Raw genomic sequence first — 15450 nt, 5'->3', positions numbered from 1 at the left:
GCTTGGCGCTCTCGCCCAGACGCCCACACTTATCGACTGCTGGATTGTTAAAGAACTCGATCGCGCTGCATTTGCAGAAGGTCGCGATCAGCAGAGAAGCGAGATTATGACGGGGGAATTTTCACCCGTCAAGCGGATCGTTTCGATTTCTTGCCGGCGCCTGCTGCGCCGCATCGGAACGACCCACCGGATCCGCGGCCGCCGGGCCTTTCGGCCTGGGCGTCCCGCGGGCCCTTCTGCCCGCTTCCCGCAGCCCTTTCGGGCTGCTTCGCTTTCGTCTCCCCGCCGGCCGTTCGAGCTGCCGGGGTGCCGAAAGGGGGCGAACTCTAGCAGAGCGATTGCTTCGGTGCAAATCGGGCCACCGCGAAGCGCCGGCCTGCCGGTTCCCGCCGGGCCGTAGCGAGCCGCCGGAAGCCGCGCGAGCCGGCCCGGGGAGCTGCGCCGGGCAGGGCCGGGCTGAGCCCGGCCGGGTCAGCGATGCCGGAACGCCGGCTTGCGCTTCTCGACGAAGGCCGCCATGCCCTCCTTCTGGTCCTCGGTCGCGAACAGCGAGTGGAAGACCCGCCGCTCGAACAGGATGCCTTCGGACAGCGTGGTCTCCCAGGCCCGGTTGATCGCCTCCTTGGCGATCATCACCGAGGGCAGAGAGTACGACGCGATGATCGTGGCGGCCTCGATCGCTTCGTCGAGCAGCCGCTCGGCCGGCACGACCCGCGAGACCAGGCCGGCACGCTCGGCCTCGGCGGCGTCCATCATGCGGCCCGTCAGGCAGAGGTCCATCGCCTTGGCCTTGGAAACGGCACGCGGCAGGCGCTGCGTGCCGCCGGCGCCGGGGATCACCCCGAGCTTGATTTCGGGCTGGCCGAACTTGGCCGTGTCGGCCGCGATCACGATGTCGCACATCATCGCCAGTTCGCACCCGCCGCCCAGCGCGTAGCCGGCCACTGCGGCCACCACCGGCTTGCGGATCCGGCGAATCGTCTCCCAGTTCCGGGTGATGTACTCGGTGCGGTAGACGTCCATGTAGTCCCATTTCGCCATCGCGCCGATGTCGGCGCCGGCGGCGAAGGCCTTCTCGTTGCCGGTGATCACGATGCAGCCGATGCCGTCGTCGGCGTCGAAGGCGAGCAGCGCGGCGCCCAGTTCGTCCATCAGCGCGTCGTTCAGCGCGTTGAGCTGCTTGGGGCGGTTCAGTCGGATCAGGCCCACGCGATCGCGGGTCTCGACGAGGATCATCGGGTCGGACATTCGCTTGTCTCCTGGAAGGTGTCGGATCGATTCTGCCATGCCGAGTCCGGCTAAACTGCGTCCATGGCGGCACCGGTTCGAACCGTGCGGCACCGATGCGGCCCGCGCGGCGCCGCGCGGGCGCCCGCGCGCCGCGACGCAAGACATACAGAGACCCCGAAGGAGACACCATGGAAGCCAGGACCGTACGCCTGGACGTCGATGCCGGCATCGCGCGGATCACGCTCGACCGGCCCGACAAGCTCAATGCCTTCTCGCGCACGATGCACGCGCACCTGCGCGACGCGATGGACCGCGTGGAGAGCGACGACGCGATCCGGGCAGTGCTGCTGACCGGCGCCGGGCGCGCCTTCTGCGCGGGCCAGGACCTGGCCGACCTGTCCTTCGAGCCGGGGAACATGACCGATCTGGGCGAGCTGATCGAGCAGAACTTCAACCCGCTGATCCGGCGCCTGCGGGCGCTGCCCAAGCCGATCGTCGCGCGGGTCTCCGGCATCGCGGCCGGCGCGGGCGCGAGCCTGGCGCTGGCCTGCGACATCGTCGTGGCCGGGCGCAGCGCCTCCTTCCTGCAGGCCTTCGTGAACATCGGACTGGTGCCCGATTCGGGCAGCACCTGGCTGCTGCCGCAGCGGGTGGGGCACGCTCGCGCGATGGCACTGGCGATGCTGGGCGAACGGCTGAGCGCCGAGCGCGCCGAGCAGTGGGGGCTGATCTGGAAATGCGTCGACGACGAGGCGCTCGACGCCGAAGTCGAGGGACTGGCGGCCCGGCTCGCCGCGATGCCGACCCGCGCACTGGCGGCGATCAAGCGCACGATCGGCGCCGCGCAGACGAACACGCTGGACCAGGCGCTGGACCTGGAACGCGACCTGCAACGGGAACTCGGCGCCTCGCAGGACTACGCCGAGGGCGTGAACGCCTTCCTGCAGAAGCGCAAGCCGGTCTTCACCGGGCGCTGAACCGCCGGGAGACGGTCGGCCCCCTGCAACACGAGGAGACCCGAATGAACGCTTCCGAAGCCGGCCGGGCCGAGGGCGCCGACCCAGGGGCGCGCGAGCGCGCCGACGCGGGCCCGGGCGCCGAAGCCCGCGCCCGCGAGGTCGGCCGCCTGATGATGGCCGACGACCGCGCTTCGCGACACCTCGGCATCGAGCTGCTCGAAATCGGGCCGGGCCGGGCGCGAATGCGGCTGAAGGTACGCCCCGAACTCACAAACGGCCACGGGATCTGCCACGGCGGCTACATCTTCCTGCTGGCAGACACCACTTTCGCCTTCGCCTGCAACAGCCACAACCAGCGCGCGGTGGCCGCCGGCTGTTCGATCGACTTCCTGGCACCCGCGCACGACGGCGACGTGCTGACCGCCGAGGGCGTCGAACGGCACCTCGCCGGTCGACACGGCGTCTACGACATCAGCGTTCGCGACCAGGACGGCAAGCTGATCGCGCTCTTTCGCGGCAAGTCGGCCACGATCAAAGGCCAGTTCTTCGAGGAGACGAAATGACGAAGCAGGCTTCCCCCGGATCGAGCGTTCGACTGTCGGCCGGCGGCTTTCCTCTCGAGCCGATCGAGAACGCGAGCATCGACGAGCTGAGGGCGCTTCAGCTCGAGCGGCTGCGCCAGACGCTTCGCCACGCCTGGGACAGCGTCCCGCACTACCGCGCCCGTTTCGAGGCGGCCGGCGTGCACCCGGACGACCTGAAGACCCTGGACGACCTGGGCCGCTTCCCGTTCACCACGAAGGGCGACCTGCGCGACACCTACCCGTTCGGGATGTTCGCGGTGCCGCGCGACAAGGTGGTCCGGATCCACGCGTCGAGCGGCACGACAGGCAAGCCGACCGTGGTCGGCTACACGCAGAAGGACATCGACACCTGGGCGAACCTGGTCGCAAGGTCGATCCGCGCGGCCGGCGCGCGCCCGGGCGACATGGTGCACGTCAGCTACGGCTACGGCCTGTTCACCGGCGGGCTGGGCGCGCACTACGGCGCCGAGCGCCTGGGCCTCACCGTGGTGCCCTTCGGAGGCGGGCAGACCGAGCGGCAGGTGCAGCTGATCGCCGACTTCCGGCCCGACGTCATCATGGTCACGCCGAGCTACATGCTGGCGATCGCCGACGAGTTCGAGCGGCAAGGTCTGGATCCGCGCGAGGCGAGCCTGCGCATCGGCATCTTCGGCGCCGAGCCCTGGACCAACGAGATGCGGGCCGAGATCGAGAAGCGGCTCGCGATCGACGCGGTCGACATCTACGGGCTGTCCGAGGTGATGGGCCCGGGTGTGGCCAACGAGTGCGTGGAGACCAAGGACGGCCCGACGATCTGGGAGGACCATTTCTATCCAGAGGTGATCGATCCGGAGACCGGCCGCGTGCTGCCCGACGGCGAGTTCGGCGAGCTCGTCTTCACCTCGCTGACCAAGGAGGCGCTGCCGATCGTCCGCTACCGCACGCGCGACCTGACCCGGCTGCTGCCGGGCACCGCGCGCACGATGCGGCGGATGCAGAAGATCACCGGCCGTTCCGACGACATGATGATCATCCGCGGCGTCAACGTGTTCCCGTCGCAGATCGAGGAGCTGATCCTGCAGCGGCCGAACCTGGCGCCGCACTACGTGTGCGAGCTGAACCGGGAAGGCCCGATGGACACGCTGACGGTGCGGGTCGAGCTCAAGGCCGGCGAGCACCACGACCGCTCGGCGGCCGTCGGGGCTGCCGCCGCGCTCGAGCACGCGATCAAGTCCTACATCGGCGTGTCGGTGAAGGTGATCGTCGAGCCGCCGGGCGCGGTCGAACGATCGATCGGCAAGGCCAAGCGGGTGATCGACAAGCGACCGAAGGGCTGACGCGGCGGCTGGCGGGAGCTCCCTTGGCCGACGTCGTCTACCGGTCGCGGGTCGACGCCTGGCTCGTCGCCGCGGTGGCGCTCGCGCCGGGATTCCTGCTCGTCGACGCGATCTCCGCGTACCCGGAATCGCCGCGCGAGACCCTGTCCGGCCTGGCGATGCTGGCCCTGCTTGCCGCGTTGGGCGCGATCTTCGGCTACCCCTGCACCTACACGCTCGCCTCGACCCACCTGCTGATCCGCAGCGGGGCCTTCCGCCAGCGGATCGCCTATGCCGACGTCACGTCGGTCGAGCCCAGCCGCAGCGCCTGGGCGGCCCCTGCCCTGTCGCTGCGCAGGGTCAGGATCGTCCACGCGGGGCGCGTCCAGCTGGTCTCGCCGCGCAAGCGCGAAGCCTTCATCGAGGCGCTTCGCGAGCGCGTGCAGGACGCCCGCTCGGCGACGGGCCAGCGCTAGCTTCGGCCGAAGCCCTCACGAAGGCGATTCAGGGCCCCGGCACGCGCACCGCGCCGAACGCGCCGACCGCGCGCAGACCGTTGCCGGTTTCGAAGCGGAAGCGGCCGGCCACTTCCGATCCCGCCTCGCCCGAGGCTTCGCTCGAGCCGTAGTAGCTCGCCTCGAACAGGCCGTTGGAGTCGGGGTCCGTGCCACCGGTGCCGAGCAGCGTGCCGCTCACAGGCTGGCCCTGGAAATTCGATGCCCCCCATACGAAGGCGATAGGGTCGAGCGGCACGCCTGCGATCGTCAGATTGGTTCCGGTACCGCCGGTCGCGATCTTCAGGTCGAAAATGCGACTGCTCTCGAGGATCTTGCCGGTGGCGTCGACGTCGATCGCGACCGTGGCGCTGAAGCCGTAGCTGCGAGGCTGGGGCAGCGCCCCGGCGCTCGCCGCGTTCGACGGGCTGATCACGCCGACCGCCAGGCCGGTGTAGCTGCGGGCGCCGATCGGCCAGTTGGTCGTCAGGATTGCCGACGACCCGCCCGCGTACCAACTCCCGAAATAGCCGTCGTCGGAGCTCGCGGTGCCGAAGCGCTCCCAGACGCCGAAGCCGGCGTAGCTCATCGTCTGTTGCGCGTTCGTGCCATCGGGCAGGGCCTGGTCGTACAGCCACGCCCTGCGGAAGTCGATCAGCGCGGTGTAGGGTGCAGTCAGCGCCAGGTTGTCGGGATCCGTCGCCGCATCTGCGTCGTCCTCGTAGGCCACGCCGCGCAGCTCGCCGACGGTGTCGCGCGTGCCGAGCGGTGTCTGGTCGGCCGAGGTGAAGTCCACCGAGATGGTCAGCCCTGCCGGCAGCGTAGGCGGGAAGGTCAGCGCGAGCGCGTACGACGGCGCGTCGCTCGGCGCGACCACGGTCTCGACCGGCTGGAAAACCGATGCGACGTCTTTCGCGCAAACGCCCAGCGCGAAGCCGCCGCCGCCGCCGCCGGTGGCGCTGCAGACGACGGGCGGCGGGGGCGGCTGATAGTCCCCCGACGTGGAGCCGCCGCAGCCGGCCAGCATGAGCGCGGCCGCGGCGCACGCCGCGAGCGCGGGCCGACCTGCCGCTCGCTCGGACGGCCCGGTCGCGCGATGCCGGAATCGTGGCAGGAAACTCATCTTCACCTCGGGTCGGGATTGCCGAACAGAACATATCCTAGAGAACAGGCGGGGCGCGGAAACGGATGCGCCCGCTGCATCGGCCGCTGCGCCGTTAAGATCTAGCCCGAACGCGCAGCATCCCAAGCAAGGAGCCCTCGATGCATCGATCCCTGTTCCTCGAAAACGACGCGCCCGGCTTTCGAGCCAGCCTGCGCGAGCTCGACGACGCGGCGCTCGGCGAGCACGCGGCCGACGGCAACGTCGTCGTCCGGATCTCCCACTCCACTCTGAACTACAAGGACGGCCTGGCAATCACGAACCGATCGCCGGTCGTCAGGAAGTGGCCGATGGTGCCCGGGATCGATGGCGCCGGCATCGTCGAGTCCAGCGACGACCCGCGCTGGAAGGCCGGCGACGCGGTGATCCTGAACGGCTGGGGTGTCGGCGAGACCCACTGGGGCTGCCTGTCGCAGAAAGCGAGGCTGAAGGGCGACTGGCTGGTGCGCCTGCCCGACGGCCTGGGCCCTGCCCAGGCGATGGCGATCGGCACCGCCGGCTACACCGCGATGCTGTGCGCGATGGCGCTCGAGCGCGAAGGCGTGAAGCCCGATCAGGGCGAGGTGCTGGTCACCGGCGCGGCCGGCGGCGTGGGCAGCGTGGCGATCGCGATCCTGGCCGCGCGCGGCTTCAGGGTGGTGGCCTCGACCGGCCGCCCCGAGGAGGCCGACTACCTGAAGTCGCTCGGGGCCGCCGACATCGTCGAGCGCAAGGCGCTGTCCGAGCCCGGCAAGCCGCTGCAGCGCGAGCGCTGGGCGGGCGTCGTCGACGCGGTGGGCTCGCACACGCTCGCCAATGCCTGCGCCCAGACCCGCTACCGCGGCACGGTCGCGGCCTGCGGGCTGGCTCAGGGCATGGATTTCCCCGCCTCGGTCGCACCGTTCATCCTGCGCGGCGTCAGGCTGATCGGTGTCGACTCGGTGATGTGCCCGCGCGGGGAACGCGAGACCGCCTGGGCGAACCTGGCGCGCGAACTCGACCGCGACCGTCTTGCCGCGATGACCACGACGATCGGGCTGGCCGACGCGCTCGGCGCGGCCGGCGACGTGCTGGCCGGCAAGGTGCGCGGCCGGATCGTCGTCGACGTGAACCGCTGAGCCCGCGAGCCCCGGAGCCACGATGCCCCAGAGCAAGAACGCCGCCCGGCGGGCGGGAGCGCCGCGCGCCTCGCGCGCGCCGGCGCGGCCCGGGATCGCCTACCGGATCCGGCCTTCCGACCCCGACGCCCACCTGTTCGGCGTGGAGCTGACGATCGCCGACCCCGACCCCGACGGGCAGCGGCTGGCGCTGCCCGCCTGGATCCCGGGCAGCTACATGATCCGCGAGTTCGCCCGGCACGTCGTGCGGATCGAGGCGCAGTGCCGGGGCCGGCCGGTGGGCCTGGGCAAGCTCGACAAGCACACCTGGCAGGCGGCGCGCTGCGGCGGCCCGCTCACCGTGCGCTACCTGGTCTACGCGTGGGATCTCTCGGTGCGCGGCGCGCACCTGGACCGCACGCACGGCTTCTTCAACGGCACGAGCGTGTTCCTGCGCGTGGCCGGCCGCGAGCACGAGCCCTGCGAGGTGGTGATCGACCCGCCGCAGGGCCGCGCTTTCGCCGGCTGGCGGGTGGCCACCACCCTGCCCGAGGCGGGCGCGAAGCGCTGGGGCTTCGGCCGCTACCTGGCCGCCGACTACGACGAGCTGATCGACCACCCGGTCGAGATGGGGCGCTTCGACATCGCCTCCTTCGAAGCGGGCGGCGCCGCGCACGACGTCGCGATCACCGGCCTGCACGACACCGACACGGGGCGGCTCGCGCGCGACCTGAAAGCGATCTGCAGCGCGCAGATCGCGCTGTTCGACCCCGGGCGCCGCCGCGCGCCGGTCGATCGCTACCTGTTCCAGGTCATGGCGGTCGGCGACGGCTACGGCGGGCTCGAGCACCGGTCGAGCACCGCGCTGATCTGCCGCCGCGCCGACCTGCCCCACACCGGCATGGCGGGCGTGCCCGACGGCTACCGGTCCTTCCTCGGGCTGTGCAGCCACGAGTACTTCCACACCTGGCACGTCAAGCGGATCAAGCCGCAGGCCTTCGCCGGGTACGACCTGGAGCGCGAGAACTACACCCGGCTGCTGTGGATCTTCGAGGGCTTCACCTCGTACTACGACGACCTGATGCTGGCGCGATCGGGCGCGATCGACTCGGCCGCCTACCTGAAGCTGCTCTCCGGCACGATCTCGTCGGTGATGCGCGGGCCGGGCCGACTGGCTCAGAGCGTGGCGGAGTCCAGCTTCGACGCCTGGACCAAGTACTACCGGCAGGACGAGAATTCGCCGAACGCGATCGTCAGCTACTACGCCAAGGGCGCGCTGGTCGCGCTGTGCCTGGACCTCGCGATCCGTGCGCGCACGAACGGCCGCCGCTCGCTCGACGACGTGATGCGGCTGCTCTGGCAGCGCTACGGACGGGACTTCTTCTCGAAACCGCCGGGCGAGCGAAGCGGCCTGCCCGAGGACGGCTTTCCAGCGCTGCTCGCCGAGGCGACGGGGCTCAGGCTCGACCGCGAGATCCGCGCCTGGACCGAGGACACGGCCGAGTTGCCGATCTCGTCGCTGCTGAAGAAGCTGGGCATCGGCGTGGCGATGCGCGCCGCCGACCACGCCGGCGCGACGATCGGCGCCAAGCTCGCGATGCGCGACGGCGCGGTGCAGCTCTCGCAGGTGCTGCTCGGCGGCCCCGCGCACCGGGCCGGCCTGTCTGCCGGCGACACGCTGGTGGCGCTCGACGGCCTGCGGATCGCCGACGAGCGCGCGCTGAAGGCGCTGTTCGAGCGCCGCGAGGCCGGCGCGCCGCTCAGGGTGCACGCCTTCCGGCGCGACGAGCTGCGCGAGTTCGAGTTGCGCCCTGCGCCTGCCGCGCCGACCGAGGCGGTGCTCAGCGCCGACCCGAAGGCCGGCGCGGCTGCCCGCCGGCTGCTGTCGGGCTGGCTGGCCGGCGAGCCTAGCGGCACGAGCCGCCGGCGCCAGCGGTAGGGCAGGAGGCGGTCAGGCGAACAGCCCGGCCAGCGCCTGCCCCGGCTCGGGGGCGCGCATGAAGGCCTCGCCGACCAGGAAGGCGTTCACGCCGGCGCTGCGCATCCGCGCGACGTCGGCCGGCGCCAGGATGCCGCTCTCGGTCACCACCAGCCGGTCGGCCGGGATCCGGTCGAGCAGGCCGACCGTGGTGTCGAGCGAGACCTCGAAGCTGCGCAGGTTCCGGTTGTTGATGCCGACGAGCGGCGTCTTCAGCGCGAGCGCCCGGTCCAGCTCGGCACCGTCGTGCACCTCGACCAGCACGTCCATCTCGAGCGCCTGCGCGATCGCCTCGAACTCGGCCATCTGCGCGTCGGACAAGCAGGCCGCGATCAGCAGGATGCAGTCCGCGCCGTTGGCCCGCGCCTCCCACACCTGGTAGGCGTCGACGATGAAGTCCTTGCGCAGCACCGGCAGCGAGCAGGCGGCGCGCGCCGCGCGCAGGTAGGCCATCGAGCCCTTGAAGAACTGCTCGTCGGTCAGCACCGACAGACAGGCCGCGCCGCCGCGCTCGTAGCTCGCGGCGATCGCCGGCGGATCGAAGTCCTCGCGCAGCACGCCCTTGCTGGGGCTGGCCTTCTTGATCTCGGCGATCACCGCGGCGCGGCCGGCCGCGATCTTCGCGCGCAGCGCCCGCTCGAAGCCGCGCACCGGCAGCGCAGCGCCGGCCGCCTCGGCCGCTGCGCGGATCCCGGCCAGCGGGCGCACGCGCGAGGCGGCGGCCACTTCGTCGCGCTTGACCGCGACGATCTTCTCTAGGATGTCGGCTGCCATGCGCGCCTCAGTGCGCGAAGCGCTGGGTGAAGGCCACGAAGCGATCGAGCCGCTCGCGCGCGGCGCCCGAAGCGATCGCCTCGCGCGCGCGGTCGATGCCGGCGCCGATCGAGTCGACGACGTCGGCCGCGTAGAGCGCCACGCCGGCGTTCAGCGTGACGATCTCGCGCGGCGTGCCGGGCCTGTTGCCCAGCGCCTCGAGCACCATCTCCTTCGACTCCTCGGCGTCGACGACCCGAAGCCCGCGGTTGCTGATCATCGACAGCCCGAAGTCCTCGGGGTGGATCTCGTACTCGTGGACCTCGCCGTCCTTCAGCTCGCCGACCATCGTGGCCGCGCCGAGCGAGACCTCGTCCATGCCGTCCTTGCCCCAGACGACCATCGCGTGCTTCGCGCCGAGGCGCTCCATCACCCGCACCTGGATGCCGACCAGGTCGGGGTGGAACACGCCCATCAGGATGTTCGGCGCGCCTGCGGGGTTGGTCAGCGGCCCCAGGATGTTGAAGATCGTGCGCACGCCGAGCTCTCGGCGCACCGGCGCGACGTTCTTCATCGCCGGATGGTGATTGGGCGCGAACATGAAGCCGATGCCGGTCTCGCGGATGCACTCGGCGACCTGCGGCGAGCCCAGCATGATGTTGGCGCCGAGCGCCTCGAGCACGTCGGCGCTGCCCGACTTCGACGACACGCCGCGGTTGCCGTGCTTGGCCACGGTGCCACCGGCCGAGGCCACCACGAACATCGACGCGGTCGAGATGTTGAAGGTGTGCGAGCCGTCGCCGCCGGTGCCGACGATGTCGACGAAATGCGGGCCGCCGTCGACCTGGACCTTGTTCGAGAACTCGCGCATCACCTGCGCCGCCGCGGTGATCTCGCCGATCGTCTCCTTCTTGACCCGCAAGCCCATCAGGATCGCGGCGGTCATCGTGGGCGACATCTCGCCGTTCATGATCATCCGCATCAGCTTGAGCATCTCGTCGTGGAAGATCTCGCGGTGCTCGATGCAGCGCACCAGCGCTTCCTGCGCGGTGATCGTCATGTCAGGTCTCCAGGAAGTTCTTGAGCAGCGCGTGGCCGTGCTCGGTCAGGATCGACTCGGGGTGGAACTGCACGCCCTCGACCTTGTGCTCGCGGTGGCGCACGCCCATGATCTCGCCGTCGTCGGTCCAGGCGGTGACCTCGAGGCAGTCGGGCAGGCTCTCGCGCTCGATCGCCAGCGAATGGTAGCGAATCACGGTGAAGGGGCTGGGCAGCCCGCGGAACACGCCGACGCCGGTGTGCGTGACCGGCGAGGTCTTGCCGTGCATCACCTGCCTGGCGCGGACGATCCGCCCGCCGTAGGCCGCGCCGATGGCCTGGTGGCCGAGGCACACGCCGAGGATCGGGATGCGGCCCTCGAAACGCCGGATCAGCGGCACCGAGACGCCGGCTTCGTTGGGGGTGCAGGGCCCCGGCGAGATCACGATGCGCGCCGGCGCGAGCTTCTCGATGCCGTCGAGGTCGATCGCGTCGTTGCGCACGGTGAGCACCTCTTCGCCGAGCTCGCCGAGGTACTGGACCAGGTTGTAGGTGAAGCTGTCGTAGTTGTCGATCATCAGCAGCATGTTCGTCGCGCTCCGCTCGCACCCGTTCAGATCTGGCCGTCGAGGCCCGCCTGCACCAGCTCGGCCGCGCGCAGCACCGCGCGGGCCTTGTTCTCCGTCTCCTGCCACTCGCTCTCGGGCACCGAGTCGGCGACCACGCCGGCCGCGGCCTGCACGTACAGCGTGCCGTCCTTGATCACCGCGGTGCGGATCGCGATCGCCAGGTCCAGGTCGCCCACGAAGGAGATGTAGCCGCAGGCGCCGCCGTAGATGCCGCGCTTGGTCGGCTCGAGCTCGTCGATGATCTCCATCGCGCGGATCTTCGGCGCGCCGGTCAGCGTGCCGGCCGGGAAGGTCGCGCGCAGCACGTCGATCGGGCCCATGCCGCGCTTGAGCTTGCCCTCGACGTTGGACACGATGTGCATCACGTGCGAGTACTTCTCGATGACCAGCTGGTCGGTCACCTTGACGCTGCCGGTCTCGGCGATGCGGCCGATGTCGTTGCGCGCCAGGTCGATCAGCATCACGTGCTCGGCGATCTCCTTCGGGTCCGAAAGCAGCTCGCGCGCGAGCGCCTCGTCCTGCGCCGGCGTGCCGCCGCGCTTGCGGGTGCCGGCCAGCGGGCGGATCGTGATCCGGTCGCCGTCGGGCTGGCGCTCCTGGCGCACCAGGATCTCGGGCGAGGCGCCGACGATGTGGAAGCCGCCGAGGTTGTAGAAGTACATGTACGGCGACGGATTGATCGAGCGCAGCGCGCGGTACAGCGTGAGCGGCGAATCGCGGAACGGCTTCTGGATCAGCTGGCCGACCTGGATCTGCATCGCGTCGCCGGCCATGATGTATTCCTTGGCCTTCGCCACCGCGGCCAGGTAGTCGTCCTTCGCGAAGTTTCGCTGCGTGTCGGTCTCGTAGCTCGGCTTGAACGAGGGCACGTCGATCGGGCGCGACAGCTGCACGTAGAGCTCGCGCAGCCGCTTGCGCGCGCGCTGGTAGGCCTCGGGCTCGGCCGGGTCGGCGTAGACCATCAGGTAGATCTTGCCGGTCACGTTGTCGATGATCGCCAGCTCTTCGGTGACCAGCAGGAAGATGTCCGGCACGCCGATCGGGTCGGGCTTCTTCACGCCAGCCAGCCTCGGCTCGATGCAGCGCACCGTGTCGTAGGCGAAGTAGCCGGCCAGCCCGCCGCAGAAACGAGGCAGCCCCGGCCGCACAGCGACCTTGAATCGCTTCTGGTAGGCGTCGACGAAGTCCAGCGGGTTGCCCTCGAAGCTCTCGATCACCTGGCCGTTGCGGACCACCTCGGCGCCCTTTTCGGTGGAGCGGATGATCGTGCTGGCCGGCAGGCCGATGAACGAGTAGCGGCCGAAGCGCTCGCCGCCGACCACCGACTCGAGCAGGAAGCTGTAGGGCTTGTGCGCGAGCTTCAGGTACAGAGACAGCGGCGTGTCGAGGTCGGCGAAGCACTCGAGCAGCAGCGGAATGCGGTTGTAGCCCTGGGCTGCGATCGCCTTGAATTCGAGTTCGGTCATGTCGTCCCTCTGCGGAGGCTCGCCGCCGCACGCGGCCGTTTCGCTCGAACGGGCCGCCGTGGCACGGCGCGGATACTGGATTCGGGTTTTTCGTTCCGGTGGCGGGGCGCGGCCCCGCCGGGGTGCCGGCCTAGCTGGCCGGCGGCAGGACCGGCGCGAGCCGGCCCGGGGTGCGGGCAATCAGCGCCAGCACCACCAGCGCCACGACCGCCAGCAGGGGGCCGTGGAACGCGAAACTTGCCAGACCGGAAGGGAACGCATCGGGAGTCCGGGATGTCGGAGTCGATTGTTCGGGACGGCGTGACTATACCACCGCGCCGGGCGCGGGCAAGCCGTCGAGCAGCGGCACGACGTCGGCCAGCGTGGACACGACGCCGTCGGCGTCGATCGACTCGGCCGGCCGTCCTTCGTTGTAGCCGTAGGGCACGACCAGCACCGGCATGCCGGCGGCCCGCGCGGCGGCCGCATCGTTGTCCGAGTCGCCGATCGCGATGATCCGGTCGGGAGCGAGGCCGAAGCGCTCGCAGACGTGCAGCATAGGCAGCGGGTCGGGCTTCCGGCGCGGCAGCAGGTCGCCGCCCACGACCAGGTCGAAGTACGGGGCCAGGCCCTTCTCCGCCAGCAGGACCTCGGAGAAACCCTGCGGCTTGTTGGTCACGCACGCGAGCTTCAGGCCCCGCGCGCGCATCGCCTCGAGGCCTTCGACGACGCCCGGGTAGACGCGGGAGTGAATCCCGTTCTCGCGCGCGTAGTGGCGCAGGAAGGCCTCCATCGCGCGCGCGGCCAGGGCTGCGTCGACCCGCCCGTCGAGCGAACGTGTGAGCGCCCGGTGGACCAGGACCTCGCCGCCCTTGCCGACGTAGCGGGCGACCTCGTCGACCGGAAGGGGCTCCCTGCCGAGCTCGGCCAGCATCGCGTTGGTGCCCGCCGCGAGATCGGCAGCCGTGTCGAGCAGCGTGCCGTCGAGATCGATGATCGCGCCGAGCGCGGGAAATCGCCTGTTCATGGGCGAGATTGTCTCACCCGCCGGGCCGCACCCATCGCGGCCCGGCAAGCGACGCGCCCGTCGGATCAGGGCGCGGGCAGGATCACCGTGTCGATCACGTGGATCACGCCGTTGCGGGCCAGCACGTCGGTCGCCGCGATGCCGCTGGAGCGGCCGCGCGCGTCGATGATCTGCTGCGAGCCGTTGACCTCGAAGCTCTGCCCCTGCGCGGTGGCGATCGGCGTGCCGACAGGCACCTCGGCCTTCAGCACGCGGCCGGGCACCACGTGGTACTTCAGAACCTCGGTCAGCAGCGCGGTGTCGGCCAGCAGCTCGGCCTTGGACACGCCCAGTTCGGTCAGCAGCGCGGCGAAGGCGGCATCGGTCGGCGCGAACACGGTGAACGGACCGTCGCCTGACAGCAGGTTGACGAGATCGGCCGAAGGATCCGAGGCGAGCAGGGCTTCCACCAGGATCGTGAACTCGGGCGAGGCCGACGTGGAGGCGGCGATCGCCGTGTCGACCACGGTCTTGTCGCCGGGCAGGATCACCCGGTCGATCACGTGGATCACGCCGTTCGAGGCGGCGACGTCGGTGGCGACGATCCTCGCGCTGCGGTTGCGCTCGTCGGTGATGGTCAGCTCGCCGGCCGGGTCCTCGATCTTGAAGATGCCGCCCTCGACCGTGCCCACGGCCTTGCCGAGCACGCCGGCCACGTCGGCGGCCTCGACCTTCGCGCCGAGCACGTGGTAGGTGAGCACCTGGGTCAGCAGGGCCTTGTCGGCCAGCAGCTGGTCCTTGGTCACGCCGAGCTCGGTGAGCAGCGCGGCGAAGGCGTCGTTGGTCGGGGCGAAGACGGTGAAGGGGCCGTCGGATTTCAGCGTGGCGACCAGGTCGGCGGCGACGACCGCCTCGACCAGGATGCTGAAGTCGGCGTTCTCCTGGGCAACGTCGACGATGTCCTTGGGCTGGGCGACGGGAACCGGATCGTCGTCGCCGCTGCCGCAGGCGGCGAGGCCGAAGGCGACGAAGGCGGCGACGCCGATCGCGCGGATGCGGTCGAAGAGTGAGAAGCGCATGGCTGGGATTCCTCGAGGGAATGGGTGTCAGAGCCCGGACGCCGCAGGATGCGATCGGCCGGAACCGGGAGCTGCTCGGGGGGAACGCGCCGGCCGGCGGCCGGCGCGCGAGGTCTGCCCGCGGATCAGTTGGGCAGGATCACCTTGTCGATCACGTGGATCACGCCGTTCGAGGCGACCACGTCGGTCGCGACCACGTTCGCGTCGTCGACCATCACCTTGCCGCCCATCGCGGACAGCTTCACGGACTGGCCCTGCACGGTCTTGGCCTCGCCGGGCTTCACGTCGGCGGCCATGACCTTGCCCGGAACCACGTGATAGGTCAGCACCTTGGCGAGCGCCTCCTTGTCCTTCAGCAGGTTCTCCAGCGTGCCGGCGGGCAGCTTGGCGAAGGCCTCGTCGGTGGGCGCGAACACGGTGAACGGGCCCGGGCCCTTCAGCGTGTCGACCAGGCCCGCGGCCTGCACCGCCTTGACCAGCGTGTTGAAGGAACCGGCGCCGACGGCCGTGTCGACGATGTCCTTGGCGTGAGCGATCGTGGCGGCGCCGGCCATCAGGGCCGCGGCGACGAATTTCGAGAGCTTCATGAACGGTCTCCTTGCGAGGGTACGAGGAACGAGAGGACGCCTGAATGACCAGGCATCCTCAGTATGACCGTTCAGTCACTAAAAGAACTTCAAGTCCACACCCTGGGGTGGGACATCCCGGCTCGACGTGTTCGG

General features: G+C 70.4%; 15 protein-coding genes. 6 read left to right on the top strand and 9 right to left on the bottom strand.

Annotation, left to right across the window (positions count from 1 at the left end; genetic code table 11):
* Positions 1-471 precede the first annotated feature (471 nt).
* Positions 472-1248 carry an enoyl-CoA hydratase gene (locus M6I34_RS15400; RefSeq protein ID WP_272486560.1) on the bottom strand — a complete coding sequence of 259 codons (777 nt, stop codon included), beginning with the start codon at positions 1246-1248 and terminating at the stop codon, positions 472-474.
* A 170-nt stretch (positions 1249-1418) separates the two neighbouring features.
* Between M6I34_RS15400 and paaG the strand changes: the two genes are divergently transcribed.
* From paaG to M6I34_RS15380, 4 genes are all read left to right on the top strand, one after another.
* A complete protein-coding gene (paaG, locus tag M6I34_RS15395) occupies positions 1419-2207 on the top strand; it encodes a 2-(1,2-epoxy-1,2-dihydrophenyl)acetyl-CoA isomerase PaaG (protein WP_272486559.1) in 789 nt (262 codons plus the stop codon).
* Between the two features lie 152 nt (positions 2208-2359).
* The gene (gene paaI / locus M6I34_RS15390) at positions 2360-2752 is read left to right on the top strand and encodes a hydroxyphenylacetyl-CoA thioesterase PaaI (RefSeq protein ID WP_272486697.1); all 393 of its coding nucleotides are present in this window, start codon (positions 2360-2362) and stop codon (positions 2750-2752) included.
* The gene (gene paaK / locus M6I34_RS15385) at positions 2749-4089 is read left to right on the top strand and encodes a phenylacetate--CoA ligase PaaK (protein ID WP_272486558.1); all 1341 of its coding nucleotides are present in this window, start codon (positions 2749-2751) and stop codon (positions 4087-4089) included. The genes paaI and paaK overlap by 4 nt, the downstream gene beginning before the upstream one ends.
* A 23-nt stretch (positions 4090-4112) precedes the next feature.
* The gene (locus M6I34_RS15380) at positions 4113-4544 is read left to right on the top strand and encodes a PH domain-containing protein (RefSeq protein ID WP_272486557.1); all 432 of its coding nucleotides are present in this window, start codon (positions 4113-4115) and stop codon (positions 4542-4544) included.
* A 28-nt stretch (positions 4545-4572) separates the two neighbouring features.
* Here M6I34_RS15380 and M6I34_RS15375 read toward each other — a convergent pair whose 3' ends face one another.
* On the bottom strand, positions 4573-5811 hold the full coding sequence (locus tag M6I34_RS15375; RefSeq protein ID WP_272486556.1) for a hypothetical protein: 1239 nt from the start codon (positions 5809-5811) through the stop codon (positions 4573-4575).
* A 14-nt stretch (positions 5812-5825) separates the two neighbouring features.
* Between M6I34_RS15375 and acuI the strand changes: the two genes are divergently transcribed.
* Together acuI and M6I34_RS15365 are read left to right on the top strand one after the other, a co-directional pair.
* On the top strand, positions 5826-6821 hold the full coding sequence (gene acuI / locus M6I34_RS15370) for an acrylyl-CoA reductase (NADPH) (protein WP_272486555.1): 996 nt from the start codon (positions 5826-5828) through the stop codon (positions 6819-6821).
* 22 nt (positions 6822-6843) lie between these two features.
* Positions 6844-8739, top strand: coding sequence for a M61 family metallopeptidase (locus M6I34_RS15365; RefSeq protein WP_272486554.1), 1896 nt, complete (start codon positions 6844-6846; stop codon positions 8737-8739).
* 12 nt (positions 8740-8751) lie between these two features.
* Here M6I34_RS15365 and trpC read toward each other — a convergent pair whose 3' ends face one another.
* The 7 genes from trpC to M6I34_RS15330 all read right to left on the bottom strand — a co-directional run bounded on the left by trpC (position 8752) and on the right by M6I34_RS15330 (position 15315).
* Positions 8752-9552, bottom strand: a complete 801-nt coding sequence (trpC, locus tag M6I34_RS15360) for an indole-3-glycerol phosphate synthase TrpC (RefSeq protein WP_272486553.1) — start codon at positions 9550-9552, stop codon at positions 8752-8754.
* Between the two features lie 7 nt (positions 9553-9559).
* The gene (gene trpD, locus M6I34_RS15355; protein ID WP_272486552.1) at positions 9560-10591 is read right to left on the bottom strand and encodes an anthranilate phosphoribosyltransferase; all 1032 of its coding nucleotides are present in this window, start codon (positions 10589-10591) and stop codon (positions 9560-9562) included.
* Position 10592: 1 nt separating this feature from the next.
* Complete coding sequence (locus M6I34_RS15350) at positions 10593-11156, bottom strand: aminodeoxychorismate/anthranilate synthase component II (RefSeq protein ID WP_272486551.1); 564 nt, start codon at positions 11154-11156, stop codon at positions 10593-10595.
* 26 nt (positions 11157-11182) lie between these two features.
* Positions 11183-12664, bottom strand: coding sequence for an anthranilate synthase component I (gene trpE, locus M6I34_RS15345; protein ID WP_272486550.1), 1482 nt, complete (start codon positions 12662-12664; stop codon positions 11183-11185).
* A 304-nt stretch (positions 12665-12968) separates the two neighbouring features.
* Complete coding sequence (locus tag M6I34_RS15340) at positions 12969-13670, bottom strand: phosphoglycolate phosphatase (protein WP_272486549.1); 702 nt, start codon at positions 13668-13670, stop codon at positions 12969-12971.
* Between the two features lie 65 nt (positions 13671-13735).
* The gene (locus tag M6I34_RS15335; protein WP_272486548.1) at positions 13736-14728 is read right to left on the bottom strand and encodes a fasciclin domain-containing protein; all 993 of its coding nucleotides are present in this window, start codon (positions 14726-14728) and stop codon (positions 13736-13738) included.
* Positions 14729-14853: 125 nt separating this feature from the next.
* Entirely contained in the window at positions 14854-15315 is a 462-nt protein-coding gene (locus M6I34_RS15330; protein WP_272486547.1) for a fasciclin domain-containing protein, read from the bottom strand.
* Positions 15316-15450 lie beyond the last annotated feature (135 nt).

The sequence above is a fragment of the Zeimonas sediminis genome, from assembly GCF_023721795.1.
Taxonomy (GTDB): domain Bacteria; phylum Pseudomonadota; class Gammaproteobacteria; order Burkholderiales; family Burkholderiaceae_E; genus Zeimonas; species Zeimonas sediminis.
Note: the sequence above shows the minus strand (reverse complement) of the source record. Positions and strands in the feature narration are given on the sequence as shown.